Source organism: Algoriphagus machipongonensis, assembly GCF_000166275.1.
In the GTDB taxonomy this organism is placed as follows: Bacteria; Bacteroidota; Bacteroidia; order Cytophagales; family Cyclobacteriaceae; genus Algoriphagus; species Algoriphagus machipongonensis.
Map to the genome: position 1 here is coordinate 106,682 of NZ_CM001023.1, position 26,346 is coordinate 133,027.

The following is a 26,346-nucleotide window of genomic DNA, read 5'->3' on the forward strand; positions in this document are numbered from 1 at the left end:
AATTGGGATAAAGTGGCAGCATGTCTTACTTTTTCATTTCAAAAAACTTACAACGATGATCGCTACCTCCTACCTGGAAATTAGCGCGAAAGCTTACCGTCAAAACATCCGATATATACGCTCTGAAATTGGGCCTTCCACCGTCATTTCGGCAGTAGTCAAAGGAAATGCCTATGGGCATGGGATCCAACAAATGGTAGAGATCGCCGAGAAAGCCGGTATACGGCATTTTAGTACTTTTAGCTCCGATGAGGCTTGGGAGGTTTTTAGATGCTCTAAAAAGAAATCTGAAATCATGATTTTGGGTATGCTTTACCCTGAGGAAATGTCGGATATTATTAAAGCCGGTATCAATTTCTATGTGTATGATTTTCGCCGATTAGAATTAGCTGTTACCATTTCCAAAAGCCTGGGAATTCAAGCCAAAATCCATATTGAGCTGGAAACTGGTTTTCACCGAACTGGATTTGAATGGAGCTCCAGAGAAAAACTGGCCACCTATCTAAAAGAGCAAATGGATCATATCCAGCTCAAAGGCCTTTGTAGCCATTATGCAGGAGCCGAAAGCGTTAGCAACTTCGTAAGGGTCAAGAACCAAATAGAGGTTTATAATAACTTCAAGACGTATTTTAATCAAAAAGGAATTCATTTTGAGAAATACCATACTGCTTGCTCTGCTGCTACCTTGATTTTTCCGGAAACCATTATGGATATGGTCAGAATTGGCATTGCTGGCTATGGTTTTTGGCCTACTAAGGAAACCTTCTTTGCTAAGCTTAACTCCCTTCCAAAAGCTAATAAAAACCCTTTAAAAAGGCTTGTTTCCTGGAAGAGCACTGTGATGAGCATCAAACCTGTGAAAATGGGTGAGTTTGTAGGGTATGGCAATAGCTTTATGGCCTTACAGAATATGAGACTCGCGATTGTTCCTGTAGGTTATGCGCATGGATACAGCCGTTTATTGAGCAATCAAGGGCAGGTACTGATCCGAGGCAAATTTTGTAATGTCGTAGGTACTGTCACCATGAATACCATTGCCTTGAATATTACGAATTTGAAAAATATTGAAGTAGGTGACGAAGTCGTGTTAATCGGAAAGCAAGGAAATAAAGAAATCACGGTAGCTTCCTTTTCTGAGTCTACCCAACAAGTTAATTATGAGCTATTGACCCGATTACCCAAGGATATTCCCAGAAGGATTATTCCTTAGTAAAAAATCACCGTCTTATTCCTAAAGGCCAAAACTTTTCTGTCCAGGTGATATTGGATTGCCTTGGACAGAACTACTTTCTCCACGTCTTGCCCAATTTGAACCAGGTCCGGAATGGTGTTGTGATGCCTCACCCTTGCCACTTCCTGCTCGATAATCGGACCAGCATCCAATTCTTCCGTCACATAATGTGCCGTGGCTCCGATAATTTTCACCCCTCTTTCATAGGCCGCATGGTAGGGCTTTGCACCCACAAAAGCAGGTAAAAAGGAATGGTGAATATTGATGATTCGATTCGGAAAATGGTTGATAAAATCACCCGATAAAATCTGCATATACCTCGCTAAAACCACGAAATCAACCTGATGCTCCTGCATCAATTCAAGCTGTTTGGCTTCGGAAGCTGATTTATTTTCTTTTGTAACTGGAATGTGATGAAAGGGGATGTTAAATGCCTCCACCACAGATTGTAGGTCTTTATGATTGGAAATCACCAAAGGGATATCTACTTCTAATTGCCCCGAGTGATGTCTAGCCAAAATATCGAATAGACAGTGGGATAACTTGCTGACAAAAATGGCCATTTTAGGCTTAGGGAAATTGAAATGAAGCTTAAAGTCCATCTTGAATTTAGCTCCTACTTCCTTTTCAAATTGTTGCGCTATTTTTTCTTTCTCCAAAGAAAAAGAATCCAGCTCCCAAGCTGCTCGCATAAAGAATAAGCTCAATCCTTTATCTACATGCTGATCAATTTCTAAAATATTCCCCTGATAAGAATACAAAAATCGGGATACCTCAGCTACAATTCCTTTTTGGTCTGGGCATTGAATAAGTAAAATGGCTTTGTTCATAGGCTTTGAATTTACTCATTCCAGATTTTCCATGCTGCTTCTGCCTGAAGTTCCAGCATATCCTGTCCATTTTTTGACTTTCCACCCGCCTGAATGCAAGCTCTCATCAAAGCGGTTTCTGCTGGATTATAAACCAAATCATACACACGGTGCGCTTCATTCAATTGGTTTAATGGAATCGCTGGCATTCCTTCTACTTTTGGGTAAGTTCCTAATGGAGTACAATTAATTATTAGGGGGTTATTTTTTAAAAACTCAGGATTACTTGCCAAATCATCATAGGTAATCTGATTTGTAGCGGCCTTTCGGGAAACAGAAATAAAGTCAATCCCCAAATCTTTTAGGGCTTGTTTTACAGCTTTGGAAGCTCCACCTGTGCCAAGAACCAAAGCATTTGGTCTTTCTTCACCAATCCAACTTTGCAAGGAATGCTTAAAGCCTATGTAATCTGTATTGTATCCAGTTAACTTATTATCCTTGATTTTGATGCAATTCACTGCCCCAATCACCTCACAAGCAGGATCCAGGTCATCCAAATATGGCATTACCTCCTGCTTATATGGAATAGTGACGGCCATTCCTTCCAGTTCGGAATTCTCTTGGACAATTTTTTCAAAAAGTTCGATTTTCGGAATTTCGTACAGATCAAATTGGCAGCCTACAATCTTTTCTTTTTCAAATTTCTGTGAAAAATATTTCTTCGAAAATGAATGCCCCAAAGGGAAACCGATCAGTCCAAATTTTCTCATGATTTATTGAAATGTGCTGCTAAACGATCTATTCCTACCACTAGAAAAATTCCTACTAGCAAAGCAATGATTGCTGAGGTAAGTTGCGGGTCTTTACCAACCTGTTCCAAATATTCGGCTGGCCATAAATTCTCTGTCAAGAATGGTTTTTCTTCTCCGCTAGAAGAAGTTCTATATGCTGTCACCAACTTCCAAGGCCAGAGTTTATTAATAGAGCCTAGCATAAAGCCAGCTAGTAAACCAATGGTGGTCGCGTAATATTTTTTCAAAAGCCAGGAAATCACCCGGCTAAAGGATAATATCCCAACCATACATCCCAAAGCAAAAACAGCTAATGTGACAATATCTCTTTCTGAAACTGCAGTAAGTATGGTTTCATATTTACCTAAAATGAGCAAAATAAAGCTCCCGCTAATCCCCGGTAAAATCATGGCGCAAATAGCAATCGCTCCCGACAAAAAGGTGAACCAAGTAGCCTCTGGTGAAGAGACAGGAGGCAATTCTGTAATAAAATAGGCCACAATGATCCCTATGACAATTGCTAAAACTACCCCAAGGTGCCACCTTCTAATATCCTTTAGGATCACAAAAGCACTGATTAAAATCAATCCACAGAAAAATGACCATAAGGGTACAGGGTGCTCCTCCATCAAAAAAGTAATCAACTTGGAAAGGGTAAATACAGAGGTCAAAATTCCTGCAAATAAACTTAGCAGAAACGTTCCATTGATCGCTTTATAGAACGGTTTAAACTGCAGAGAAAGCAGTAGCTTCAAGTTCTTTCCGTTGATAGAGTTAATACTCTCCAGCAAGGTGGAATAAATTCCAGTGATCAAAGCGATTGAACCTCCAGAGACTCCAGGGACGATATCTGCACCTCCCATGGCCATTCCTTTAAGGAAGTTCAGAAAATACTTTTTAATTAGATCCATAGGTAAAAATAAAGGCTGATCGGAAACAAAACCGATCAGCCCATAATAATTTGTTGATCTTTTATAGTTTAACTTCTCCCAAGAAATGGTCGAAAGTATCTCCTCTTAATCCCAAACGAATTGTTTCCAAAGGAATTATTTCAGATGGGCTGATATTACCCAAATTCACATTCGCTCCGAGTAATTTGATAAACCAAACTTGTTGAGCTTTGATAGGAGCTTCCCAAATAATTCTCTCTTCAGGAATCTGAGTTAGAATCTCCTCTACCAGTCCTTGCCTTACTTCACCGGAGTCTCTAAACAAACCTACATTTCCTCCCTCACGGGCTTCTCCAATAACTTTCCAAGCACCCGCATCCAATTCCGTCTGCATCTGCTCGATCCACTTATAAGGAGGGATAATTTTTGCGGCATCTTTTGATCCTACTTCAGAAAGTACTGTTACCTGCTGTGCAAGAGTTGAGATGTATTCGCATTTCCGATCATGATTTAGCGAAATAGAACCATCCGAAACTTCGCAGTATTCCAGTCCATATTTATCCAAAACTTTACGGTAATCTTCAAATTGGTCTCTTACGATGAAAGCCTCGAAAAGTGTACCTCCCAAATAAACAGGAATTCCTGCTTCCTTATAAATAGCGATTTTTTCAGTGAGGTTTTTCGTCACATAGGAGGTTGCCCACCCAAGTTTTACGATATCAACATAATCAGAACAGCTATCGACAAAATCTTCTGTAGCTCTTAGGCTAAGTCCTTTGTCCATGGCCATAGTAAATCCCGAGGTACGCGGCTTTTCAGTACGTACAGGGATATTCTTCAGCTCATAATTCATTGGCAAGGTATTATAATGTTAGGTCTCCGGATTTTCTTCCCGGTACTGGGCAATGATTTTGGACATAGCCTTTTGCTTCTCCAACTCGGGCATTAATTCGTACAAAACCACGTGCCTATCAAAGGCCAAAGTTAATGCATTTTCCAAATATGAAAACGCTTCTTTGTAATTGCCTGTCTTGATTTGAAAAACGACCATTCTATAATACAGCTCCGCCTCTTCCGGAAGTTCCTCGATTCCTTCCGTGATGACGTCGATGGCTTCCTCAAATCTGTTTTGGTCAAAATAGATTAAAGAAAGGTTGATATAAGTCTCTAAAATGCCGGGTTCCAGGTTGATAGCTTCTTCATAAGCTTCCGAACTAGCTTGTAAATTCCCTAGATTAAACTCTGCATCAGCCATGCCCACCCAGAAATTGGGGCTTTGTTTATTTAGATTGATGGCCTTCTTAAAATAGTGAATGGCCTCAAAATATTTTTCTTTTTTTAGCATACACATGCCTAATCCAAACCAGGCATCGTCGTATTCTTCATCTAGTTTTGCCGATTTTTTGAAATATTTAAAGGCTTGCTCGATATTTCCCAACTTCTCATAGGCTGCTCCCATGTAGCAGCAGTTCTCAGCATTTGCTCCTTCACAATTGATCGTATTTTGATACGCCTCCAAAGCCAATTCATATTGAGAAGTGTTCATCAGAGCATTTCCCAGATTGAAATAAGCAGAAGCAAAAGACTCATCTATAATAATCGCATAATCATAAGCTTTGATAGCCTCTTCATACCTTCCCAATCGATTATAGACTACCCCTAGATTATACCACGCTCCAGCACTGTAAGGGTCTTGATCTATAAATTCCTGATAGAAATCTAAAATCTCGTCGAAAGACCCATCTTCTTCCGTGATCATAGCCAACTGAAAAAGAGCATCTTCGTGGTTAATTCGATTCTTCACCGCTTCCTTAAAATAATGAGAAGCTTTCTCTCGATCTCCTTTTGCTCTGTATAGGTTCCCTAAGGAATAATACACCTCGGCTTTATCCTCAGCCAAGGGAAGAAAATTCTCCAGTAATTCAATCCCGTCTTGTGGGCTACCTGCCAAAATATGTGCATTGGCCAAAGCCAATAAAATCTCCTCATTGTTAGGAGAAATATTATTGATGTTTTCAAGTATAGACAGTCCCTCTTCCAGCTCATCATTAAAAATGAGGCATTGCGCTTTTAAAAGCTTAATCTCTATAGAATAAGGGAATTTTTCGAGCGAAAATTCTGATGCCCGAAGAGCTTTCAAGAACTTTTGCTGGTCAAAATAAAACCGGATAATATCCTCAAGTTCCTCCTCTTCGAAATACAAATCCAGGTTGGATTTAAGGGAATTTTCAAATCGCTCTACAAGCTTTTTGTCATTTTCCCAATCGTGATCGTGATCTCCAGTCATTAGGATGTGTTAAGTTTATTTAAGATACCAAATAATTCGATCTCTCAAAATGCCAAATTGTTAATTTTTACTTCAAATTATTGAAATAATACCTCTCCATTTTAGAAAAGGTAATTAGCAAACGAATGCTTTTGAAGATAAGTTTACTTTGCCCAAATAAAGGTGTCCTCTACAGGGGTATAATCAAAGTCCAACAAGTCTTTTATTTTTTGATTTTCAAAAAGAATGTCTTGTTGCGAAATCATGGCCGTTTGCTTCGTCAATGGACTTTTGGTCAAGCCTAGTGTTCTTGCTACGCTTAAACTAAAAAGTAATAATTTCAACATGCCCATGGAAACAGGCTTTTCGGGCACCTTTTTGTCAAATGCCACTGCCATTTTTTTAAAAAATTCTTGGTACTTCATATTTCCCTGATTCAAAATAAATCGCTCACCCCAGCTATTTTTCTCAAATAAGAGCCTAATTAACTTTGCTGCATCCCGAACGTCAAGGTAATTAATGCTTCCTTTTGGGAAATAGCTTGAATTATTCAGAACATGGGAATAAATAGAAGTACTGCTTCTATCGTCAGAAATCTTTCCCAGTAGTATAGATGGGTTTACCACAATCAGATCTAAACCTTCCTGCTCCGCTCTCCATACCTCAAGTTCTCCCCAATATTTAGACATACCATATTTGGTGTTCCATGGCGAATCCACCCATTTATGATCTTCATTTACTTCGCTTATTTCAGGAGATCTCCCAAGCGCGGAAACCGAACTGATATGAATTAACTTTTTAACGCCTGAATAGAGCATGGCGTTAACTAAGTTACGGGTACCTTGTACGTTTACTTTATACAGCTCCTCTTCCTCACTTGGTAAAAAGGAAACTTTTCCAGCGCAATGGATCACTAAATCCATTCCTTCTAATGCATGATCGATGGATTCCACGTTACCCAAGGTTCCCTCATGCCATTGAATAGGAAAATCCACATCATCCAACAAACGTGTCGAGGAGTTTGGTCTTTTAAAGCCATGAATCTCTCCCAAAGAGGAAAATTCTTTGGCCACATAGCTACCTAAAAGTCCGGTTATACCCGTGATGAAAATTTTCACTTTGCTTTTTTAAAGTTCCGTATTCAGAATTTTTATCTCGCGAATCTTATCATAGCTTTTTGACCTAGGAAGGGTTTCCAGCATGTCCAGATATCTTGGATTGTGGCAATCAGTACCAAAAAATTTCACCAAACCTCTTTCCAAAAGCATTTCGGCAAAGTCTTTAACCGGTTTGGAATAAAAACCTGTCAAGGAAAGCAAATTGATCTGAAAATAGATTTGTCGATCCACTAAATCTTCCAATAGTTTTTTATCTCCCAAAAGGTATTGGTAACGCTCAGGGTGAGCAAAAATCGGCTTGTACCCTGACATTTCCATTTGGAAAAAGGTCTCAAGAAGCATTTGAGGTTTGTTGATAAACCCGGTTTCCACCAAGAGATGGTTACCGTTGATCGTCAGCATTTCTTCCCCGTTTTTGATTTTTTCTAGAAAAATCTCATCCATATAATACTCTGCAGCGGCATCAATTTCTATATCAATTCCTTCCTTTTTAAGGGAATTGCGCAAGTCCTCAAGTCCCATTCGAATAATCTCGGGAGTATTCCGGTAATATTCAGACATGATATGAGGTGTGGTGATGATTTTCCGTAGACCAAAATCTGAAAGTCGACGAATTAAACTCAACGATTCCTCCATAGACTTTGAACCGTCGTCTATCCCTGGAATCAAATGTGAATGCATATCCACCTGCATCCAGCCAAGATCTAAGTCTTCGTATACAACTTCTTTCTTTTTGAAAATATCAAACAGTCCCATTATAAACCTCCTTCACTTGTTTCTTTAAATTCTTGTAGTTTTTGCCATTGGGCATCTTTTTCCGAAATGATCGGATTATCTACCATCCAATCAATTCCTAAGTGAGAATCGTTCCATAAAATTCCTCCTTCACTTTCTTTATGGTAGTAATTAGAACATTTATAGACAAAAATGGCATCTTCCAATACAGAAAATCCATGTGCGAATCCAGTGGGTACATATAATAAATTATGCTGCTCGGTGTCCAAAATAGTAGAGTAGTGGGCACCAAAAGTCTCAGAGCCTTTCCTAAGGTCTACCACCACATCCAACACTTTACCTTGGATTACCCTGACTAATTTGGCCTGAGCATGATCCCCCCTCTGAAAGTGCAGTCCTCGAACTGTTCCTTTTTGAGAAAATGACTGATTATCCTGAATCCAATTTTCTTTACAACCATGTTGTTCTAACCAGTCCGACCTAAAAGATTCAAAAAAGTAACCTCTTTGATCTTCGAAAACTTTTGGAAATATCTCTAAAACTCCGCTGATGGGTGTTTTCCTAATTTCAGCCATGGATGATAATATTGGGCTTTTGTGAAGTAAAATAACCAAGCCAACATGGAGTATCCTAATCAATTGTAAGGAAATATGTCGAACTTTGGCCAATAAAGTTAAGAAGCTGCAAAATTATTGATTATCACGGCTATCATTCCATAAAAATGAAACTAAAAGCAGCTTTCTTTCCTTTTATTTATTGAAAAACATCATTTATGGGTAAATTTTCTAGAAAACTACAAAAACTATACGATACAGCTCCTAAAATTGATACTGCTGTGTTGGTAAGTATTGTCCGCCAAGGACAGACTGAAATGGAGATCGACGAGCATTTGGATGAGTTGGCCTTCTTGACAGAAACCCTTGGTGCCAAGACGGTTTATCGATTTACCCAAAAAATGGAGAAACCTGATATCCGTACTTTCATAGGTTCTGGAAAACTTGATGAAATCAAGGCATATATTGAACACTTTGAAGTAGACATGGTCATATTTGATGATGACCTATCTCCTTCCCAAATGAGAAATTTGGAAAATGAAATGAAAGTGAAAATCTATGATCGATCCTTGTTGATTTTAGATATCTTCCTAAATAGGGCACAAACGGCTCAGGCCAAAACTCAGGTAGAACTGGCAAGATTTCAGTATTTACTCCCCAGATTAACAAGAATGTGGACTCACTTGGAGCGTCAAAGAGGTGGAACCAGTACTCGTGGTGGAGCAGGTGAAAAGGAGATCGAGACTGATAAGCGTGACATCCGAAATAAAATCACTCTTTTGAAGCAAAAGCTTCGTGAAATAGAAAAACAAGGAGTAACCCAGAGAAAAGGCAGGAAAGGCATCGTGCGTGTAGCGCTGGTAGGATACACCAACGTGGGAAAAAGCACCTTGATGAACTTGGTGACAAAAACCGATATTTTGGCTGAAAATAAGCTTTTCGCAACTGTGGATTCAACAGTTAGAAAAGTGGTTTTGGAGAGAGTACCTTTCCTATTATCAGATACTGTAGGTTTTATCAGAAAACTTCCCACACACTTGATTGAGGCATTTAAATCTACTTTGGATGAGATTCGGGAAGCCGATTTATTAGTGCACGTTGTAGATATTTCTCACCCCAATTTTGAAGATCACATTTCTGTAGTGAATCAGACCTTAAGAGAGATCAATGCAGGAGACAAGCCTATTTTACTGGTATTCAACAAAATAGATTTAGTAGAACAGATGCCAAGTGAGGAGGCTATCATGAACATGACCGAATTGGAGCTGGAAGAATCAAACTACCTGGATTTTGCTTCGCTTTCGGATGCCTATGAAAAGAAAACAGAGATCAAACCTGTGTTTATGGCTGCCAATTCAGGATTACATGTGGATGAGTTCCGTGAATCCTTAATTACCGAAGTGAAGAAAGCGCATAGAAAGATCTATCCACATTATCTTGAAGATGAAACGGTTGATTGGGAGAGCAAGGCCTATGAGGAAGATTAAAATTTATTTTTAAAGGAAGTGATTGATCTATTTTTTTCCAATACCTTGATAGTCCTAAAATTTTAATAATGGATCAAAATTCATTTGAGTTCGAGCGTTTTTTTGACATTTCCCCAGACCTACTTTGCATTGCTGGCTATGATGGATATTTCAAGAAAATAAATCCTGCTGTCAAAGATGCCTTAGGTTATTCTTATGAAGAATTATATGCTCGGCCAATTCATGAGTTTATCCATCCTGATGATAGAGCCCTTACCGCGCATGTTCGCTCGGAATTGATTCGGGATAATGTTCTTTTAAATTTTGAGAACCGATATTTAACTAAATCCGGTAAGGTTATTTGGTTAGCCTGGAGCTCCCAACCTATTGATGATCAAAAGCTTGTATTTGCAATAGCTAAAAACATTACCCTCAAAAAAAGACATGAATCTGAGAGAAATGCATTGTTGGAAAACATTAACAAGATCAATCAAAATCTAAAACAATTGAGCTTTACTGCAGCTCACGATTTAAGAGCTCCTGTTAATAATTTAATGGAGCTTATGAGTTTCATCAACACGGATCATGTGACTGATAAAGAAACAGTGGAAATGCTCGATTTATTAAAGTATTCCATTTCTAATTTAAAAGATACGCTTAACAGATATGTGGACCGATTAAAGGAAAATCAAACTATCCATACTACCAAAGAAAACGTCAATTTACCTGCTGTTTTAGATCCCATTTTACTTTCCATCAAGTCCTTGATTACTTCTTCAAAAGCTAAAGTTCAAGTGGATTTTGAAGCATTTCAAGATATTAGTTTTAATAAAACATGCATGGAGAGCATCTTCTTAAATTTACTTTCTAATTCAATTAAATATTGTAATCCCGAGGTAACTCCTATTATTTCAATTCGATCAAGATTTTTTAATGGAACTAAGCAATTGATCATTGAAGACAATGGACTTGGGATCGATGTAAAAAAGTACCAAGACCAAATTTTTGGAATGAGTCAAAGCTTTCATCAAAATGAAGATAGCAAGGGAATAGGTCTTTATTTAGTCCATAATCATGTGACTTCCATGGGAGGAAAAATAGCGATCGAAAGTGAGATTAACCAAGGCACCCGATTTATCATAGATTTTGAAAATGAAAAATGCCTCCAAGATTGATCTTGGAGGAATTAAAAAGGTTTTTAATCAATGAATTATCAAGGAAAATCATTCCGTCCTATCAGTAATTCTGATAACGGAGAAACTTCAGAAGAAACCCTTTTTCACTACCAGCAAGAAGGAAATATTCTCACTTGCGAATACGCTGGTGGAAAAATAATCAAAGGACATCTTATTGGATTAGTCGATCGCGAAGGGAAAATCAACATGAGATACCATCAGGTAAATACTTCAGGGGAATTGATGACTGGAATCTGTCATTCTGTTCCTGAGAAAATGGAAAACGGCAAAATACGCCTCCACGAAACCTGGCAGTGGACCTCTGGTGACCAATCAAAAGGGAATTCCGTTTTGGAAGAAATTTAAAAAAAGCTGTCTCACAAATGAGACAGCTTTTAATTTAGCCAATAGGCTCAGAAATAGATTCTCGAAGCAGTTTTGCTGCAGAAACCATTTCTATCAAAGCACTTTTGGTTTCTTCCCATCCTCGGGTTTTTAGCCCACAATCTGGATTTACCCACAATTGACTTTCTGGAATTACTTGTACTGCTTTTTCCAATAAAGCATACATTTCATTTCTTGCCGGCACCCTGGGTGAATGAATATCATAAACACCAGGACCAATCTCATTTGGATAGTTAAATTCCCCAAAGGCATCCAACAATTCCATTTGCGATCTTGAACATTCAATCGTGATGACATCAGCATCCATCGCTGCTATGTTTTCGATAATGTCATTGAACTCCGAATAGCACATATGCGTGTGTATTTGGGTCTCATCTTGAACCCCAGAAGCAGAAATTCGAAATGCTTTGACTGCCCAGTCCAAATAACTTTGCCAATCAGATTTCCTCAATGGAAGTCCTTCTCGAATCGCGGGTTCATCGATCTGAATGATTTTTATTCCTGCTTTTTCCAAATCAATCACTTCATCCCGGATCGCCAAGGCAATTTGATTACAAGTATCTTTTCTTGGTTGATCATCTCTTACAAAACTCCATTGCAAAATTGTCACGGGCCCAGTCAACATTCCTTTAACAAGCTTTTCTGTTTGACTTTGTGCAAAGCTGGTCCAGTCAACAGTCATCTTAGAAGGCCTGGAAACATCCCCATAAATAATCGGAGGTTTCACACATCGGCTACCATAACTCTGAACCCAACCATTTTTGGTAAATAAAAACCCATCCAGTTGCTCTCCAAAGTACTCCACCATGTCGTTTCGCTCAAACTCACCATGTACCAAAACATCCAAACCAATAGCTTCTTGCCACTGAATGGCTTTGATCGTCTCAGACTCCAAATTCTTATTGTATTGACTTTTGGACAATACCCCTTTTTTGAATTTAGCTCTCCATGATCGCACTTCCGTCGTCTGTGGAAAAGAACCTATGGTCGTGGTAGGAAAAAGAGGAAGGTTTAAGGCCATTTTTTGCTTTTGCTGTCGAATAGAAAAAGGACTTTTTCTCTGATCAATACTTTCAGGCAATCCCGCAATTCTCTCTTTTACCTCATTTTTGTGGATTAGTTTAGATTTATTTCTGCTTTGGATGGATGCTTGATTTTTAGCTAATTTTTCCTCTGTAAGAGTACCTAGCTCTTTTACCTCTTGGAGCTTCTGTTTAGCAAATGCTAACCAGTCTTTTACTTCTGCAGACAACCCCTTCTCATCTTCCAATTCCAGATCTATGGGAGCATGAAGCAAGGAACAAGAGGGAGCAATGAATATTCGATCTGAACCTATGGCATTTATTGCTTTTTCAATGAGTTTTTGAGATTTCAAATAATCATTTTTCCAGATATTTCTCCCATCTACCAAACCTAAGGAGAGAGATTTTCGCTTTTTTAATAATCCAGATTCTAAGATATCATCCAGCTGAGATGGGCACCTGACTAAATCCAGATGGAAGGTATCCACAGGAAGAGAAAGTGCTGTTTTTAGGTTTGCCCCAAAGCAATCAAAATAATTGGCCAATAAGATTTTTAGGTCAGGAAAAGCCTTTCTTATCTCGCCATAGGTATACACTAAAGCATCTTTTTCTTTATCATTTAAGTCCATCGCTAAAAATGGCTCATCAAACTGTACCCATTCTACATGGTTATCTTCAAGCTTTTTGAGAACCTCCAGATAAACTGGTAAAATGTTTTTAATTAGGTCAATTCGATCGAAACCCGTTTCCTTTTCCTTTCCAAGTAATAAAAATGACACCGGACCTATCAGAACAGGTTTGGTAATCAGCCCTTGATTTTTGGCCTCAATGTATTCCTGAATCACTTTAGTAGAAAAAAGCTTGAATTGCTGATCTTTTTTAAATTCCGGAACGATGTAATGGTAGTTTGTATCAAACCACTTGGTCATTTCCATCGCTGTGATATCCAGACCATCTTTCTGATAGCCTCTGGCCATGGCAAAATAAAGATCTAACTCATTGTTTCCCTTCTTTAAAATCACTTCATGATATCGCTCTGGAATTGCTCCTACTGTCATAGAAAGGTCTAAAACCTGATCATAAAATGAAAAATCATTGGAGGGGATTAGATCAATTCCAGCCTCCTTTTGAACTTCCCAGTTGTTCCTCCGAACAGATTCACCTGCTGATTGGAGCTCGTGTAAGGAAATTTTACCGGACCAATAGCCCTCACAGGCTTTTTTGAGTTCTCTGTTGCCACCAATTCGCGGGTAGCCAAGATTGTGCGTTTGCATCTCTTTTAACTTTTAATAATTAATAATTAGTTAAAAGCTCGTATACTGAACTCTGCAATGCTTTAAAAATGAAGGATTTACCAAAATTAATACATCAAAAATCAGGGCATAAGTTATCAGGCCTGGAATGGACAGGCTTAGAACTTAGCTCAGAAATATCGCATCAATCTTGACTTTAGGCTTCAGATCGCGAAAGCATCGTCAATTCTACCTTTTGGGTAGATCGGAATAGGCAGGTCTCCTGACTTGTAACGACTTTCATCGTCCTTCCCGTCTCGTTGTGGACCGTGACAGTGGACACTCAATGGATGATTGTCTTTGGTATGTTACTTACAGTTGCGCGACAGTTCGTGATTTTCACACGATTCCCTATTATCCTCGATCTTCATCGTGGACCTGTTCCGCTAGATAAGAAATAAAGTATAGAACTATTTCAATTGTGAAATTAGTAAATTTTATTGTGCTACAACCAATTATGCAGCATTGTAATTTTTCATTGTAGATCCTTTGTCAGAATTTATTTTTAAAAAGTGTAATTTCAATACAAAAAATATCCTCATGACACTTTTCATAGACATTTTGATCGGGCTAATTGCCGCTCTTCATTTGTATTTTCTCTACTTCGAAATGTTTGCCTGGGAAACCATCGGGAAAAAAACTTTTAAATCCTTACCTCCGGAATTATTCCCTAAAACAAAAGGATTGGCTGCCAACCAAGGATTATACAATGGTTTTTTGGTGGCCGGATTAGTGTGGTCATTGCTAATTGAAGATCCAAAATGGTCTTTTTATGTTGCAGTCTTTTTTCTAAGCTGCGTATTGGTAGCAGGAGTTTTCGGAGCCCTAACTGCCAGTAAAAAAATCTTCTGGGTTCAAGGATTACCTGCGTTAATTGCGTTGGTATTGTTGCATTTGAAATGATGAGTTGACCGCAGAGGTGCGGAGACCTTGAGAAAAAAAATTAAACAGTCTTCTTTTTTGGATCCATTCTAGTATCAAAAACTCGTGCTATTAAAATAGCTTTTTGTTCAACGATACGATAAATGATCTTGTAATTTCCTTCTATGATATACCTGTATTCAAAAGGAACATCAAAATCCAAGTTTTCGACAACTCCAATTTCAGGATATGATGTCAAAATTTTAACTTTCTCAATCAGCTTACCTGTTATCTTCTGTGCTACATTTATTGAGGCAGAGAAAACATAAAATTCAAAAATAAAGTCAAGGTCTTTTAATGATCTTTCAGACCAGACAATTTTCATAAAACTCTTCCTTCTTTAATTCTTTTTTCCAAATCTTCTTGAGAAATAATACGCCCATTTACATAGTCAGCTTCTGCTTCTGCTAAACTATCTCGCAATTCTTCCTTGCTCATCGGCTGTAATGATTTATTATATTTCTCCTGAAGAAATTGCTTTTTTAACTGTGATATTTCATCCAATACTTGAGTATCATCCAACTTGGAAAGCCATGTAATCAAATCCAATTTAATTTCAGCTATACTCATAATTACATTTTTTTGAGTTCTCTAATCTACTAAAAATCAACCTATTTAAGGAATAAATTCAACTTTCGCATTTATCTCAAATACATCCCTAAACTATTGAATCATATAATATTATCTCATAGCTCAGTACAGATTTTTTTAATCTTCATGAGCTATGAATGACCAATATTACAAATCATCCTCCTCAAAATCCTCTTCGCTACCTAAGCCCATATCAAACATGGAGCTAAATAGGTCTTTGAATTTCAACCCGGTTTCCAAAAGTTTTTTGCTGAGTTGACTGTATTCTGCCAAGCCATGAAGTGCAAATTCCATAAAGAATTCCTTTTCTTTTTCAGGCAGGTTTTCCACCATTTGAGTGACCACTTCTTCCAAACCTGGAACAGACTGTAAAGCGGATTTATACTCTTTATCTGACTGTGAGGCAAGAATATCTAGCTCATTTCCTTCTCCAAACCATGCTAATGGAACTACATAGGGATTACCCTCTTTTGATTTTTTCTTTTGCTCTGGTGATGGGAAATAGTTGATAAATTGAGATCGAATGGCTTTGCCTATCAAACTGTAGGCAACAATTCCCGCACCCTCTTGCTCTCCTTCATAAACTAACTCCACCTTTCCTGTGATAGCCGGAATCACTCCTATCAGATCCGCAATCCTCACCATGGTATCTGTTTCTCCATTCAGATACATTCTTCGCTCTGCCGCTGAAATCAGATTCTCATAAGCGGAAATGGTCAATCTCGCCGAAACTCCACTTTTTTCATCCACATATTCTGATTCCCTGGCTTCGATGGCAATCTGCTCAATCAAATCCTTCATTAATTCAGGAATATGAATATGCTCCACCGGCTTGCCTTTCAAATTGGCCTCCTGCAAAGTGATTTTTCTTCCGATCTCGATTGATTTTGGATAATGTGTAATTATCTGGCTTTCAATTCGATCCTTCAAAGGTGTCACAATACTTCCCCGGTTGGTGTAATCTTCTGGGTTGGCAGTAAAGACAAATTGAATATCCAGCGGCAATCTCAATTTAAATCCTCTGATCTGAATATCCCCTTCCTGCAAAATATTAAACAAAGCCACTTGAATTCTAGCTTGCAAATCGGGTAATTCATTAATGACAAAAATGGAGCGATGAGACCTAGGAACTAAGCCATAATGAATCACTCGCTCATCATTATAACTCAACTTCATTGTCGCCGCCTTAATCGGATCCACGTCACCAATCAAATCCGCCACAGAAACATCAGGTGTTGCTAACTTCTCTGTATAGCGCTCATCTCTATGCCACCAGATAATAGGAGTATCATCCCCTTTTTCATCGATTTTATCTTTTGCATAGGTGCTTAATGGAGCCAAAGGATCATCATTTAATTCTGAACCATAAACCACTGGAACATATTCATCCAATAGCTGGGTCATCATTCTGGCTATTCTCGTTTTCGCCTGTCCTCTCAATCCCAATAAGTTGATATTGTGACGAGATAGGATTGCTCTCTCAATGTCTGGAATCACGGTATCCTCATACCCCCAAATACCTTCAAAGACATTTTCCTTCTTTTTGATCTTTGAAATCAAGTTGTCTCGAAGTTCTTCTTTAATGGCTTTGGGTTGGTAGCCAGCTGCTTTGAGTTGGCCGAGGGTTTTTATCTGGGTGATTTCTTTTGTGGTCAATTTTTGGTAGTCCATATGGCTTAAAAGCGTTTCGTTCTATTTCTTCTATAATCTTCAAAAATCAGGTTGCCAAGCCCTTTCAGGCTACTGTAGTAGGCATTCCCATTATTTACTTTGGTAAATTCTTTCACAAATTCCTTTAGATAAGGATCCGAAGCAATCATAAAGGTGGTTACTGGGATTTTTAACTTACGGCATTGCGCAGCGAGTTTCAGCGTTTCGCTGAGAATCTTACTATCTATTCCAAAAGCATTTTTGTAATATTTGATCCCCACTTTTAGGCATGTTGGCTTTCCATCGGTGATCATGAAAATCTGCTTATTTGGATTTTTCCTCCTACGCAGGAGATCCATTGCCAACTCTAAGCCAGCCACCGTATTGGTATGATAAGGGCCCACTTGCAGGTAAGGCAAATCCTTGATTTCTATCTGCCAGGCATCATTTCCAAAAACGATGATATCTAAAGTATCTTTTGGATAGCGGGTTTTAATAAGTTCTGCCAAGGCCATCGCTACTTTCTTGGCAGGAGTAATTCTATCTTCACCATACAAAATCATGGAGTGAGATATATCGATCATCAGCACGGTGGAAGTTTGAGACCGATATTCATTTTCCACCACCTCCAAATCACCTTCCGTAAGAAGGTAATCTCCAGAAAAACCATGATTTGCTTGTGCATTCCGCAGTGAATCTGTCAAGGCTATTTGATCCAAATTATCCCCAAATTCATAGGCTCTGCGATCTGAGCCACGTTCTTCACCCTGGCCGGAATTGGTAGTTTTATGCTGACCTGATTTACCTCGTTTCAGCTTACCGAAAATCTCCTCCAATGCAGATTTCCGGATCGTTTGCTCTGCTTTTCCACTAATCTTAAACTCTCCCTTTTGGTTTTCCTCAGTCAGGTATCCCTTACTTTTCAGGTCTTCTATAAAATCTCCAATCCCATAGTTGGGATTGGTCATTCCATATCGGTTATCCAGATTGGTCAACCAACTTAAAGCCTCAGCTACATCTCCACCGGTCATGGTGACGAGCTGCAAAAATATATTCAAAAGATTCTCAAAAGTATTTTTCTCAGGATCCTGAGGAGGTACATATTGAGTAAATCGAAATCCTTTCATAATTAGAATCAAGTATCAAGATTCGAGACACAAGACTTTGTTTAGAGTAAACAACTAGCCTCTTGTCAAAACAAACTAGCCAGAAAGCCTTAAAATTCAATTTAGTGGAATTTTATTCTCTCTGACAGATTAAGTAACAAACAGATGGGGATGGTAGTTTATTAATTAGAATAAAAATTCTAAAAAGATGAAAAACTATCTGCAAGTAGTGGGAATCGTGACGGGGATTTTGATTGTTTTCGTCACTCTAATTCAGCTGGAAGTGGCTATACCGTTAATCTGGCTCATATTTATATGTGGCCCTGGATTAATAATTTGGATGGTTTGGTCAGTACTTGTTGCTAATGTTGAGGTAAAAGAAACTTTTGAAGACTGTTGGTATCAGGACAGACCGGATTTGAATAGAAACTTAGCTTAAATTTTTTTTGAGTCTTTATAAAACGAAGCTTTCTATATGGATCCTTTTATTTTTTAATCATCGAATCGAGAGACTTTATTACTAAGCGAGGAGGAAAATTAAAGACTTGTATCTTTACCCTATGACTTCAGCTGAGCGACATGCTTCCTTTATCAAATCTACCGCAAAACGGCTAGGATTTGACTTTTGTGGCATAGCAAAAGCTGAGTTTTTGGAAGAGGAGGCGCCAAGATTGGAAGAATGGCTCAGTCGTAATTACAATGGAGAAATGGGCTATTTGGCCAATCATTTTGACAAGCGACTGGATCCTACCAAGCTTGTAGAAGGAGCCAAAACGGTAGTTTCTATGGTTTACAATTACTATCCAGAGAAAAAATTACCTGAATCTTCCGAAGATATCAAATTGGCCAAATATGCCTACGGAGAAGATTATCACTTCGTGATTCGAGAGAAACTCAATGAATTTCTAAAAATTCTTCGTGAGGAAATAGGAGAAATTGATGGTCGCGGTTTTGTGGATTCAGCTCCTGTCATGGAGCGGCAATGGGCCAAAAAAGCTGGTTTAGGTTGGTTGGGCAAAAACAGCCTTTTGCTGAATAGGCAGATGGGAAGTTTCTTTTTTCTGGCTGAATTGATTATTGACCTAGAAGTGACTCCAGATACACCTTTGGCTAAGGATTACTGTGGTACCTGCACAGCCTGTATCGATGCTTGTCCCACCGATGCCATAGTGGATCATGGGGTGATTGACGGCTCCAAATGCATTTCCTACCTCACTATTGAATTGAAAGATGCCATTCCAAGCGAGTTCCAAGGCAAGATGGAAAACTGGGCTTTTGGCTGTGATATCTGTCAGGACGTCTGCCCTTGGAATCGATTTTCAAAACCTCACCAAGAAGCAAAATTCCAACCTCATCCAGAGTTGGCAGAATTTACCCATCGGGACTGGCAGGAGATCACGGAAGAAACTTTCCGCAAAGTTTTTAAAAAATCAGCCGTAAAGCGCACTAAACTTGCTGGACTAAAAAGAAATGTCGATTTTCTAAAATCTAAATAACCATACCTTAGATCATATGAGTCCCAAAGCTCCTAATCTTAAAACTGTACAACGGCTGTTTAAGCCTAAGAAAAAGAACAGAAAGAATATCAAAGTAGGTTTGGCTCCTGGCTCCCTTGTCTATACTGGTGAGAAAGAGCTGCAGCAGGTAAGTATCAACCTTATCACCTATGATGATAATGAGCTACTGGAGGAATCCATCCAGCTCAGCCAGCTGGAGAAAAGGATAAAGGAAAAGAAAAGGGTACTCTGGATCGATGTAGTGGGGCTTCATGATGTGGAGTTGTTGGAGAAAATTGGTCTGCTTTTTAACATCCACAAATTGACCATGGAGGACATTCTGAATGTGGATCAGCGTCCTAAGATGGAAGCATTTGATGAGTATATTTTTGCGGCGCTGAAAATGATCCAGTGCCAAAGTCCAGAATCCCCCATAGACGATGAGCAGATTAGCTTTGTCTTAAAAGATGGGATTTTACTGACCTTTCAGGAGAAAAAAGGCGATGTCTTTCAGTCCGTTCGAAACCGCCTGGCGGATCAAAAAAGGGCAATTAGACAGCGAAAAGCTGATTATTTACTTTATGCCCTGCTGGATGCAGTAATCGATAATTATTTTGTCGTAATGGAAAATGTGGGAGAGCGGATAGAAAACCTGGAATCCCAGGCTATGTTAGAACCGGATAATCAAACCCTGAATTCTCTCTATGTTCAAAGGAGGGAAATGATGGATCTTCGTCGTACTGTTTATCCGCTACGGGAAGTCATTGGTTCATTTGATAAATATGCGGATGACAAAATCAGTGCGGAAACTAGACCATTTATTCGGGATTTGTATGAAAACACCATTCAGGTGATTGAAACCATGGAAGTATTCCGGGATATGTCTTCCGGCGTGCTGGACTTGTATATGAACAGTCTTTCCAATCGCATGAATAATATCATGAAGGTTCTTACGATTATCTCCACGATCTTTATTCCCCTGAGTTTTGTAGCAGGTGTGTATGGGATGAACTTCGACAATATGCCGGAGTTACATACCAAAAATGGCTATTTCTATGTGCTGAGTGGTATGGGGCTAGCAGTCTTGGGGATGCTTTATTATTTTAAAAGGAAGAATTGGCTGTAATTATTGCAGCTTAATAATGGTTCTTTTATCTCCATCTTTTAAATGCAACTGTCCTCCGGTTTGTTGATAATACCGAACCGAGTTTAGCGTCTCCAAAAATTTATTTTCGAAAGCTGAATTTTGACAGGACATCCTTGAGGCACCAATATCACCAAATCTCAAGCTGTTCTTTTTTTCTATTTCGTATGGGCCAAAAATTCTGTTGCAACCACCTGAACCTGTAATCTGGTTTTCTCTTGCATTAAAAATCAAATGGGCATCATTTGCTGTTCCTGAAGTTTGAACAGGGACACCTGTGATCTCCACGACTGTCCATTGCTTTCCTTCCCATTTTACGTCAGGAAAAGACTTGGAACTGCAAGATGCGAGTACAAAAACGAATAGTATATAAAGTAATTTTTTCATTCTGGTTTAGTTTTCACTTATCCTGTGCAGGAACCGAGCCAGATTCTAAAATGCTTTCAGACTGATATCCATGCTCTTTACTGAATGGGTCAAAGCTCCCATCGAGATAAAATCCACTCCACATTCCGCTACAGGTATTAGTGTGTCTTCTGTAATTCCTCCAGAGGCCTCAATTTTAAATTGACCTCCAATCATCTTTACTGCTTCTCTCATGGTTTCATAATCCATGTTGTCAAGCATGATAAAATCTACCCCTCCAACTCGGATAACTTCTGAAACCTCTTGAATGTTTCTAGTTTCTACCTCAATCTTCAGATCCAACTGATGTTTTTTCAAGTAGGCTTTGGTCTGGGTGATTGCTGCTTCTATACCTCCTGCAAAATCCACATGGTTATCCTTAAGCATGACCATATCATAAAGCGCAAATCGATGATTTTTACCTCCACCGATAAGAACAGCCCACTTTTCCATCAATCGAAAATTAGGAGTGGTTTTGCGAGTATCCATCAATCGGGTCTTGGTATGAAGGATTTTCTCTGTCAAGCGATGAGTCAAAGTTGCAATGCCAGACATACGCTGCATGCAGTTCAATACCAATCGTTCTGCTGAAAGAATCGATGCTGCAGAACCTTTGACAATCAAGCCTATATCCCCAAATTTCACTGCATCTCCATCTTTAAGTAGCGTTTCCACTTCTAATGAAGGATCATACATTTGAAAGATTTTTTCAGCCAATTCTATTCCGGCCAGGATTCCATCTCCCTTGATTAAAAGCTTTGCTTTTCCTTGTTTCCCTTCAGGTATCGAGGCCAAAGAGGAGTAATCTCCAGGGCCAATATCTTCTTTGAAGGCTGCTTTTATAAAAGTCTCGACGGCATCATCCGTCAGGTAGGCTGGTTTCATCCTCCAAAATTAGTCAAAATGAAAATTTGAGATTTATTTTTCTCGAAAATGATTTAGCCTTTTACAAATTCCAGGCTGTAAATCTTAAAACTCGAGTCTTGTTGGGAAACCTTGATGAAGACTTTAAAAGTTCCATCTCCGCTGACATAGTCACCAATAAAAGAACTCAAACTGGGGTTTGTTTCACTCGAATAGACAATAGAAAAACCTTGGGAAGGGTTTCTTTTAAAAAAATCTTTGATGACAATTTCTGCTTGATTTTTAGAATAGCTTCCCTGCTGACCATTGATATTCAGAGAGATACTTGACTCAAAATATCTAGCTAAATCACTACTGGAATTACCGTCTATTGCAGCTACGACCGAATCAATAGATATTTCATCTCCCTTTTCAAAAGTGGGATTCTGAAATAACAAGAATAAAGAAAAGAATAGGTTCAAAATGGCCATCACCCTATCTTGGCAAATACTAAGCCAATTTGAGAATCTTTCGGTATCAAATTTGATTAGTAAAACAATAGCGACAAATCCAGTCTGGAAAAGTTTAAAAGTCGGGATTGGGTCGAAATTTAATATATTTGCCACATGGATAAGAAAGTACTTTTAATGATTTTGGATGGCTGGGGAATTGCCACCAACCCATCCGTATCAGCGATTGAGAAAGCCAACACACCTTTTGTAGACAGCCTTTACAACAAATACCCACATGCAAAACTGGAAGCATCCGGTTTGGCAGTAGGTTTACCCGAGGGACAAATGGGTAATTCTGAAGTAGGTCACATGAATATTGGTGCAGGTAGAGTAGTCTATCAGGATTTGGTGAAAATCAATCAAGCTGTAAAAAATGGAGACCTAGACTCTCATCCAGTTTTGGTTGAAGCTTTTGCAAAAGCCAAAGCAGCGAAGAAAAAAGCTCATTTCATTGGTTTAGTTTCCGATGGAGGAGTTCACGCTCACATCAACCACTTAAAAGGTCTATGTGATGCAGCCAAAGCAAATGGAATGGATGATGTATTTATCCATGCATTTACTGACGGTAGAGATACAGACCCAAAAAGTGGAATTCAATTTTTATCTGAATTACAAGACCATTTAAAAAGCTCTTCAGGCAAAATTGCATCCGTAATCGGTAGATACTATGCCATGGATCGTGATAATAGATGGGAAAGAGTGAAGCTCGCTTATGATGCCATGGTCAAAGGAGAGGGTGAAAAGTCCAAAGATGTCTTGGCTTCCATCAAAAAATCCTATGAAAATAATGTGACCGATGAGTTTATCAGACCAATCATCCATGTAGGTTCAGACAACAAGCCTCTTGCCAATATTGAAGAAGGTGATTTAGTGATATGCTTCAACTTCCGTACTGATAGAGGTAGAGAAATCACGCAGGTTTTAACTCAAAAGGATTTTGAGGACTTCAATATGAAGAAGCTCGCATTGGATTACATCACCTTTACCAATTATGACAATACTTTTGAAGGAGTGAAGGTATTGTTTGAAAAAGATAACCTCAATAACACCTTAGGCGAGGTTTTAGCCAACGGTGGTAAGAAACAGATTCGAATTGCAGAAACTGAAAAATATCCTCACGTAACTTTCTTCTTTTCTGGAGGAAGAGAAGAAGTATTTGAAGGGGAAAGCAGACTTTTATGTCCATCTCCTAAGGTGGCCACATACGATTTGAAGCCTGAAATGAGTGCTTTTGAAATCGCTGCCAAAATTAATCCTGAGTTAAAAAGAAAAAGTGCCGATTTCATTTGTCTCAACTTCGCAAATGCAGATATGGTAGGCCATACTGGTGTTTTTGATGCTGCTGTAAAAGCCTGCGAAGCCGTGGATAAATGTGCTGAAAGTGTTATTTCTACAGCTTTGGAAAATGACTATACTATTATTGTCATTGCTGATCATGGAAATAGTGATATGATGATCAACGAAGATGGATCGCCAAATACAGCACATACGACCAACTTGGTGCCTTTTATCATGGTGGACGATAAAGATCAGTTGACGGTAAAAGATGGCAAGCTTGGAGATCTCGCACCAACTATTTTAAAACTTATTGGAATGGATATTCCGGAAGATATGACCGGTGAAATCTTATTGACCTAATGAATTTCAAAATCAGTTTACTTCTTGGTTTTCTTGTACTAGGCCTGTTTTCTTGTTCAGGAAACCAACAAGGTTCCGAAGAATTAGAAACTCTCCCTTACTTTGATTTAAAAGGGCAAATGGAACAATCCCTAGAAGGATTAGAGGCTGCCCAAGTAACGAAAGTTTCCAGAATCAATGGTGAAGAAATTACTGAAGAGGTAAAATTAAGCCCTGAGCAATGGAGAGAAGAGTTAGCTGTATTCTTTGAAGCAGATATCAATAAATCGTCTTTAGTCTCGGCTTATGATACCCAGGTGAAAAATGAGTATCTGATCCATGAATTGTATCCAGATGCCAAAGGATATGTGAAAAATATCACGGTAAGCATCATCAATGATGAGGTACACTTCATTACTATAAAAATGTCTAAAGAGAACACCTTTTATAGTTCTGTCACAAACGCTGAGGTATATTTCAATAATGTGACAAAAAAAATAGATCATTATGCCATAGAGACTACTCAAAAAATCTGGTTTCTAAAACCCAATAATATAAAAATCAGAGGGGTACTAAGATTCTAAAAAAATGGCTCTGGATTCTCCAGAGCCATTTTTTATTGATCAAATAAAGGAGGTCGCTTCGCCTGCCAATCTGAATTTTTCTGAATAAAATCTCCCAGCATCACCAATTTTTCTTCTTCAAATAAGTTAGCCAATAAAGTAATGGAGGTGGGACTGTTCCGGTCATTAAATCCATTCGGTAAACAAAGAGCGGGGTGCCCCGTCAAATTGGTAATCTGTAATTGTGGTCCCGCAAAAGAGGGCGTCACAATCACATCATACTCCTTCATCAATTCGTGCATTTCCTGTATCAGCAGCGTTCGCTGACGACTTAATTGAACATATTCCACCGCTGGAATAAATCGAGCTGCTCGAAATAGGTTAGGCCAGGCATTTTTATGTTGAGCAACCAACTGATCATCCCAACCAGCTCTAGTCAATTCATCAAACGCAGAAGCGCCTTCCACCATTAGCATCATCACAATAGGACCAGCCTGAATAGATGTCTTCAATTCCAAAGGATGAAGTTCTATCCCTTGATTTTTCAATAGCTCTAAAACAGCTTTATCATTTTCTTGAACTCTTTCTCCTTCAAAATAGGGTTTGAAATAACCTACTTTAAGATCTTTCACAGACATACTGGCATCAAAATTAAAAGCTGCCTCAATGGTACTCGCATCATTGATATCAGCCCCATTTAAAACTGATAAGATGATTCCATCATCTAATGCTGACCTAGAAATAGGACCGATTTTATCCATAGACCAGCTCAAGGCCATTGCTCCATCTTTACTCACTCTCCCATAGGTCGGTCTTAGCCCAGTTACCCCATTTCGTGTTGAAGGAGAAACGATCGAGCCCAAGGTCTCAGTACCTAATGCAAATGGTACCAGCCCTGCGCTAACGGCAGATGCAGACCCTGCCGAAGAACCACTGGAACCCTGCTCAAGATTCCATGGATTTTTGGTCACTCCTCCATACCAAACATCTCCCATTGCCAATGCTCCCAAAGTGAATTTGCCTACTAAAACAGCTCCTGCATCATTGAGCTTTTGAACAACCGCTGCGGTCTTGTCAATTTCTTGATCCTTATAAGGCATCGCACCCCAGGTCGTTTTCGTCCCTTTAACTGCAAGAAGGTCTTTTATTCCGTAAGGGATTCCATGTAATGGGCCGCGGTAGTTACCACTCGCTAGTTCTTCATCCATTTGCTTGGCTTTTGACAGTGCTTCCGTTTCCATCAAAGTAATCAGGCATTGTAGTGTATCCGAATACGTTTTGATTCGGTCCAAATAGATTTTTGTCAGGCGCTCACTACTTATTTTTTTGCTTTTTATCAGTACAGCCAGCTGATGTACTGGCAAGTAAGCAATGTCGGATTCTTTTTCTGGAAGCTCCATGGCGGTAGCTAAACCCCAATCAGGTTTTTTTTGCTCAGTATCTGGCTTAAAGCCTTTGGGAAGAGGATTGAAAACCAAAGCAGGGGAAACAGAGTTGTCAATTGGTTCTTTCCGTAAACTTTCAATATTATTTAACTGATTCTCCAACCTGGAAATCATACTGTCTTTTTCGGCAGGAGTAAAGCTTAAACCAATCAATTCTGAAGCTCCTTCAATGGAATTCGGAGTGATTTCTCCGGACTTCTTTCCTAAGGTAAATCCGAGTGCCAAACAGCAACTTGCACCAAGGAATATCAGAAAAGCTCGTGAACTCATTCGATTATTAATTTTCATTGGATAGTTTT

Annotated in this window: 27 protein-coding genes and 1 riboswitch; of the genes, 10 read left to right on the forward strand and 17 right to left on the reverse strand. The window is 38.9% G+C overall.

Annotated elements, in window-relative coordinates; genetic code table 11:
• Positions 1-55 precede the first annotated feature (55 nt).
• On the forward strand, positions 56-1,210 hold the full coding sequence (gene alr, locus ALPR1_RS00480; RefSeq protein WP_008197646.1) for an alanine racemase: 1,155 nt from the start codon (positions 56-58) through the stop codon (positions 1,208-1,210).
• Here the strand turns inward: alr and purU are convergent.
• The 8 genes from purU to rfbC form a co-directional block, all read right to left on the reverse strand.
• A complete protein-coding gene (gene purU, locus ALPR1_RS00485) occupies positions 1,207-2,061 on the reverse strand; it encodes a formyltetrahydrofolate deformylase (RefSeq protein ID WP_008197648.1) in 855 nt (284 codons plus the stop codon). The genes alr and purU overlap by 4 nt on opposite strands.
• Positions 2,062-2,072: 11 nt before the next feature.
• Positions 2,073-2,810 (reverse strand): shikimate dehydrogenase family protein, encoded by a 738-nt coding sequence (locus ALPR1_RS00490; protein ID WP_008197649.1) that lies wholly within the window; start codon positions 2,808-2,810, stop codon positions 2,073-2,075.
• Positions 2,807-3,742: a DUF368 domain-containing protein gene (locus ALPR1_RS00495; protein WP_008197651.1), complete on the reverse strand. Its 936-nt coding sequence runs from the start codon at positions 3,740-3,742 to the stop codon at positions 2,807-2,809. Before ALPR1_RS00495 ends, ALPR1_RS00490 begins: the two co-directional genes overlap by 4 nt.
• 61 nt (positions 3,743-3,803) lie before the next feature.
• Positions 3,804-4,574, reverse strand: coding sequence for a phosphosulfolactate synthase (locus ALPR1_RS00500; protein WP_008197653.1), 771 nt, complete (start codon positions 4,572-4,574; stop codon positions 3,804-3,806).
• An 18-nt stretch (positions 4,575-4,592) separates the two neighbouring features.
• The gene (locus ALPR1_RS00505) at positions 4,593-6,008 is read right to left on the reverse strand and encodes a tetratricopeptide repeat protein (protein ID WP_008197656.1); all 1,416 of its coding nucleotides are present in this window, start codon (positions 6,006-6,008) and stop codon (positions 4,593-4,595) included.
• 143 nt (positions 6,009-6,151) lie between these two features.
• Entirely contained in the window at positions 6,152-7,105 is a 954-nt protein-coding gene (locus tag ALPR1_RS00510) for an NAD-dependent epimerase/dehydratase family protein (RefSeq protein ID WP_008197657.1), read from the reverse strand.
• Between the two features lie 9 nt (positions 7,106-7,114).
• Entirely contained in the window at positions 7,115-7,861 is a 747-nt protein-coding gene (locus ALPR1_RS00515) for a tyrosine-protein phosphatase (RefSeq protein ID WP_008197658.1), read from the reverse strand.
• Positions 7,861-8,415: a dTDP-4-dehydrorhamnose 3,5-epimerase gene (rfbC, locus tag ALPR1_RS00520; protein ID WP_008197660.1), complete on the reverse strand. Its 555-nt coding sequence runs from the start codon at positions 8,413-8,415 to the stop codon at positions 7,861-7,863. The genes ALPR1_RS00515 and rfbC overlap by 1 nt, the downstream gene beginning before the upstream one ends.
• Before the next feature lie 197 nt (positions 8,416-8,612).
• On the opposite strand from rfbC, the gene hflX reads away from it, so the two are divergent.
• From hflX to ALPR1_RS00535, 3 genes are all read left to right on the forward strand, one after another.
• Complete coding sequence (gene hflX / locus ALPR1_RS00525; RefSeq protein ID WP_008197662.1) at positions 8,613-9,881, forward strand: GTPase HflX; 1,269 nt, start codon at positions 8,613-8,615, stop codon at positions 9,879-9,881.
• A 68-nt stretch (positions 9,882-9,949) separates the two neighbouring features.
• A complete protein-coding gene (locus ALPR1_RS00530) occupies positions 9,950-11,035 on the forward strand; it encodes a PAS domain-containing sensor histidine kinase (protein WP_008197664.1) in 1,086 nt (361 codons plus the stop codon).
• 30 nt (positions 11,036-11,065) lie between these two features.
• Complete coding sequence (locus tag ALPR1_RS00535; protein WP_008197665.1) at positions 11,066-11,401, forward strand: hypothetical protein; 336 nt, start codon at positions 11,066-11,068, stop codon at positions 11,399-11,401.
• Between the two features lie 34 nt (positions 11,402-11,435).
• On the opposite strand, the gene metE is transcribed toward ALPR1_RS00535, so the two are convergent.
• Positions 11,436-13,736: a 5-methyltetrahydropteroyltriglutamate--homocysteine S-methyltransferase gene (gene metE, locus ALPR1_RS00540; RefSeq protein ID WP_008197666.1), complete on the reverse strand. Its 2,301-nt coding sequence runs from the start codon at positions 13,734-13,736 to the stop codon at positions 11,436-11,438.
• 214 nt (positions 13,737-13,950) lie between these two features.
• Positions 13,951-14,151, reverse strand: a riboswitch (cobalamin riboswitch).
• Between the two features lie 143 nt (positions 14,152-14,294).
• On the opposite strand from metE, the gene ALPR1_RS00545 reads away from it, so the two are divergent.
• Positions 14,295-14,657, forward strand: coding sequence for a DUF1304 domain-containing protein (locus ALPR1_RS00545; RefSeq protein WP_008197667.1), 363 nt, complete (start codon positions 14,295-14,297; stop codon positions 14,655-14,657).
• Between the two features lie 40 nt (positions 14,658-14,697).
• On the opposite strand, the gene ALPR1_RS00550 is transcribed toward ALPR1_RS00545, so the two are convergent.
• The 4 genes from ALPR1_RS00550 to ALPR1_RS00565 all read right to left on the reverse strand — a co-directional run bounded on the left by ALPR1_RS00550 (position 14,698) and on the right by ALPR1_RS00565 (position 18,043).
• The gene (locus tag ALPR1_RS00550) at positions 14,698-15,000 is read right to left on the reverse strand and encodes a type II toxin-antitoxin system RelE/ParE family toxin (RefSeq protein ID WP_008197668.1); all 303 of its coding nucleotides are present in this window, start codon (positions 14,998-15,000) and stop codon (positions 14,698-14,700) included.
• Positions 14,997-15,245, reverse strand: coding sequence for a hypothetical protein (locus ALPR1_RS00555; protein ID WP_008197669.1), 249 nt, complete (start codon positions 15,243-15,245; stop codon positions 14,997-14,999). The genes ALPR1_RS00550 and ALPR1_RS00555 overlap by 4 nt, the downstream gene beginning before the upstream one ends.
• A 168-nt stretch (positions 15,246-15,413) precedes the next feature.
• On the reverse strand, positions 15,414-16,937 hold the full coding sequence (locus tag ALPR1_RS00560) for a hypothetical protein (RefSeq protein ID WP_008197670.1): 1,524 nt from the start codon (positions 16,935-16,937) through the stop codon (positions 15,414-15,416).
• Between the two features lie 5 nt (positions 16,938-16,942).
• Positions 16,943-18,043 (reverse strand): vWA domain-containing protein, encoded by a 1,101-nt coding sequence (locus tag ALPR1_RS00565; RefSeq protein ID WP_008197671.1) that lies wholly within the window; start codon positions 18,041-18,043, stop codon positions 16,943-16,945.
• Positions 18,044-18,230: 187 nt separating this feature from the next.
• Here ALPR1_RS00565 and ALPR1_RS00570 point away from each other — a divergent pair, with 187 nt between their 5' ends.
• The 3 genes from ALPR1_RS00570 (at position 18,231) to corA (ending at position 20,644) form a co-directional block, all read left to right on the forward strand.
• Positions 18,231-18,461 carry a hypothetical protein gene (locus tag ALPR1_RS00570; RefSeq protein ID WP_008197672.1) on the forward strand — a complete coding sequence of 77 codons (231 nt, stop codon included), beginning with the start codon at positions 18,231-18,233 and terminating at the stop codon, positions 18,459-18,461.
• Positions 18,462-18,582: 121 nt separating this feature from the next.
• Positions 18,583-19,518, forward strand: a complete 936-nt coding sequence (queG, locus tag ALPR1_RS00575; RefSeq protein WP_008197673.1) for a tRNA epoxyqueuosine(34) reductase QueG — start codon at positions 18,583-18,585, stop codon at positions 19,516-19,518.
• Between the two features lie 16 nt (positions 19,519-19,534).
• On the forward strand, positions 19,535-20,644 hold the full coding sequence (gene corA, locus ALPR1_RS00580; protein WP_008197674.1) for a magnesium/cobalt transporter CorA: 1,110 nt from the start codon (positions 19,535-19,537) through the stop codon (positions 20,642-20,644).
• Here the strand turns inward: corA and ALPR1_RS00585 are convergent, their stop codons facing one another.
• Genes ALPR1_RS00585 through ALPR1_RS20145 form a run of 3 tightly spaced genes read right to left on the reverse strand, consistent with a single transcriptional unit; the run spans position 20,645 to position 22,536 of the window.
• Positions 20,645-21,049, reverse strand: coding sequence for an META domain-containing protein (locus ALPR1_RS00585; RefSeq protein WP_008197675.1), 405 nt, complete (start codon positions 21,047-21,049; stop codon positions 20,645-20,647).
• 45 nt (positions 21,050-21,094) lie between these two features.
• Positions 21,095-21,952: a carboxylating nicotinate-nucleotide diphosphorylase gene (gene nadC, locus ALPR1_RS00590; protein ID WP_008197676.1), complete on the reverse strand. Its 858-nt coding sequence runs from the start codon at positions 21,950-21,952 to the stop codon at positions 21,095-21,097.
• 53 nt (positions 21,953-22,005) lie between these two features.
• Positions 22,006-22,536 carry a DUF4783 domain-containing protein gene (locus tag ALPR1_RS20145; RefSeq protein WP_008197677.1) on the reverse strand — a complete coding sequence of 177 codons (531 nt, stop codon included), beginning with the start codon at positions 22,534-22,536 and terminating at the stop codon, positions 22,006-22,008.
• Here ALPR1_RS20145 and gpmI point away from each other — a divergent pair, their 5' ends adjacent.
• Positions 22,537-24,060, forward strand: coding sequence for a 2,3-bisphosphoglycerate-independent phosphoglycerate mutase (gene gpmI, locus ALPR1_RS00600; RefSeq protein ID WP_008197679.1), 1,524 nt, complete (start codon positions 22,537-22,539; stop codon positions 24,058-24,060).
• Complete coding sequence (locus tag ALPR1_RS00605) at positions 24,060-24,623, forward strand: hypothetical protein (protein ID WP_008197681.1); 564 nt, start codon at positions 24,060-24,062, stop codon at positions 24,621-24,623. The genes gpmI and ALPR1_RS00605 overlap by 1 nt, the downstream gene beginning before the upstream one ends.
• Positions 24,624-24,655: 32 nt before the next feature.
• Here the strand turns inward: ALPR1_RS00605 and ALPR1_RS00610 are convergent, their stop codons facing one another.
• Positions 24,656-26,317, reverse strand: a complete 1,662-nt coding sequence (locus tag ALPR1_RS00610; protein WP_008197683.1) for an amidase — start codon at positions 26,315-26,317, stop codon at positions 24,656-24,658.
• Positions 26,318-26,346: the final 29 nt, after the last annotated feature.

What these genes read in the sequence shown, in the direction of transcription:
- alr (WP_008197646.1), top strand. Translation starts at nt 56, where the DNA reads ATGATCGCTACCTCCTACCTGGAAATTAGCGCGAAAGCTTACCGTCAA.
- purU (WP_008197648.1), bottom strand. Translation starts at nt 2,061, where the DNA reads ATGAACAAAGCCATTTTACTTATTCAATGCCCAGACCAAAAAGGAATT.
- ALPR1_RS00490 (WP_008197649.1), bottom strand. Translation starts at nt 2,810, where the DNA reads ATGAGAAAATTTGGACTGATCGGTTTCCCTTTGGGGCATTCATTTTCG.
- ALPR1_RS00495 (WP_008197651.1), bottom strand. Translation starts at nt 3,742, where the DNA reads ATGGATCTAATTAAAAAGTATTTTCTGAACTTCCTTAAAGGAATGGCC.
- ALPR1_RS00500 (WP_008197653.1), bottom strand. Translation starts at nt 4,574, where the DNA reads ATGAATTATGAGCTGAAGAATATCCCTGTACGTACTGAAAAGCCGCGT.
- ALPR1_RS00505 (WP_008197656.1), bottom strand. Translation starts at nt 6,008, where the DNA reads ATGACTGGAGATCACGATCACGATTGGGAAAATGACAAAAAGCTTGTA.
- ALPR1_RS00515 (WP_008197658.1), bottom strand. Translation starts at nt 7,861, where the DNA reads ATGGGACTGTTTGATATTTTCAAAAAGAAAGAAGTTGTATACGAAGAC.
- rfbC (WP_008197660.1), bottom strand. Translation starts at nt 8,415, where the DNA reads ATGGCTGAAATTAGGAAAACACCCATCAGCGGAGTTTTAGAGATATTT.
- hflX (WP_008197662.1), top strand. Translation starts at nt 8,613, where the DNA reads ATGGGTAAATTTTCTAGAAAACTACAAAAACTATACGATACAGCTCCT.
- ALPR1_RS00530 (WP_008197664.1), top strand. Translation starts at nt 9,950, where the DNA reads ATGGATCAAAATTCATTTGAGTTCGAGCGTTTTTTTGACATTTCCCCA.
- ALPR1_RS00535 (WP_008197665.1), top strand. Translation starts at nt 11,066, where the DNA reads ATGAATTATCAAGGAAAATCATTCCGTCCTATCAGTAATTCTGATAAC.
- metE (WP_008197666.1), bottom strand. Translation starts at nt 13,736, where the DNA reads ATGCAAACGCACAATCTTGGCTACCCGCGAATTGGTGGCAACAGAGAA.
- ALPR1_RS00545 (WP_008197667.1), top strand. Translation starts at nt 14,295, where the DNA reads ATGACACTTTTCATAGACATTTTGATCGGGCTAATTGCCGCTCTTCAT.
- ALPR1_RS00550 (WP_008197668.1), bottom strand. Translation starts at nt 15,000, where the DNA reads ATGAAAATTGTCTGGTCTGAAAGATCATTAAAAGACCTTGACTTTATT.
- ALPR1_RS00555 (WP_008197669.1), bottom strand. Translation starts at nt 15,245, where the DNA reads ATGAGTATAGCTGAAATTAAATTGGATTTGATTACATGGCTTTCCAAG.
- ALPR1_RS00560 (WP_008197670.1), bottom strand. Translation starts at nt 16,937, where the DNA reads ATGGACTACCAAAAATTGACCACAAAAGAAATCACCCAGATAAAAACC.
- ALPR1_RS00565 (WP_008197671.1), bottom strand. Translation starts at nt 18,043, where the DNA reads ATGAAAGGATTTCGATTTACTCAATATGTACCTCCTCAGGATCCTGAG.
- ALPR1_RS00570 (WP_008197672.1), top strand. Translation starts at nt 18,231, where the DNA reads ATGAAAAACTATCTGCAAGTAGTGGGAATCGTGACGGGGATTTTGATT.
- queG (WP_008197673.1), top strand. Translation starts at nt 18,583, where the DNA reads ATGACTTCAGCTGAGCGACATGCTTCCTTTATCAAATCTACCGCAAAA.
- corA (WP_008197674.1), top strand. Translation starts at nt 19,535, where the DNA reads ATGAGTCCCAAAGCTCCTAATCTTAAAACTGTACAACGGCTGTTTAAG.
- ALPR1_RS00585 (WP_008197675.1), bottom strand. Translation starts at nt 21,049, where the DNA reads ATGAAAAAATTACTTTATATACTATTCGTTTTTGTACTCGCATCTTGC.
- nadC (WP_008197676.1), bottom strand. Translation starts at nt 21,952, where the DNA reads ATGAAACCAGCCTACCTGACGGATGATGCCGTCGAGACTTTTATAAAA.
- gpmI (WP_008197679.1), top strand. Translation starts at nt 22,537, where the DNA reads ATGGATAAGAAAGTACTTTTAATGATTTTGGATGGCTGGGGAATTGCC.
- ALPR1_RS00605 (WP_008197681.1), top strand. Translation starts at nt 24,060, where the DNA reads ATGAATTTCAAAATCAGTTTACTTCTTGGTTTTCTTGTACTAGGCCTG.
- ALPR1_RS00610 (WP_008197683.1), bottom strand. Translation starts at nt 26,317, where the DNA reads ATGAGTTCACGAGCTTTTCTGATATTCCTTGGTGCAAGTTGCTGTTTG.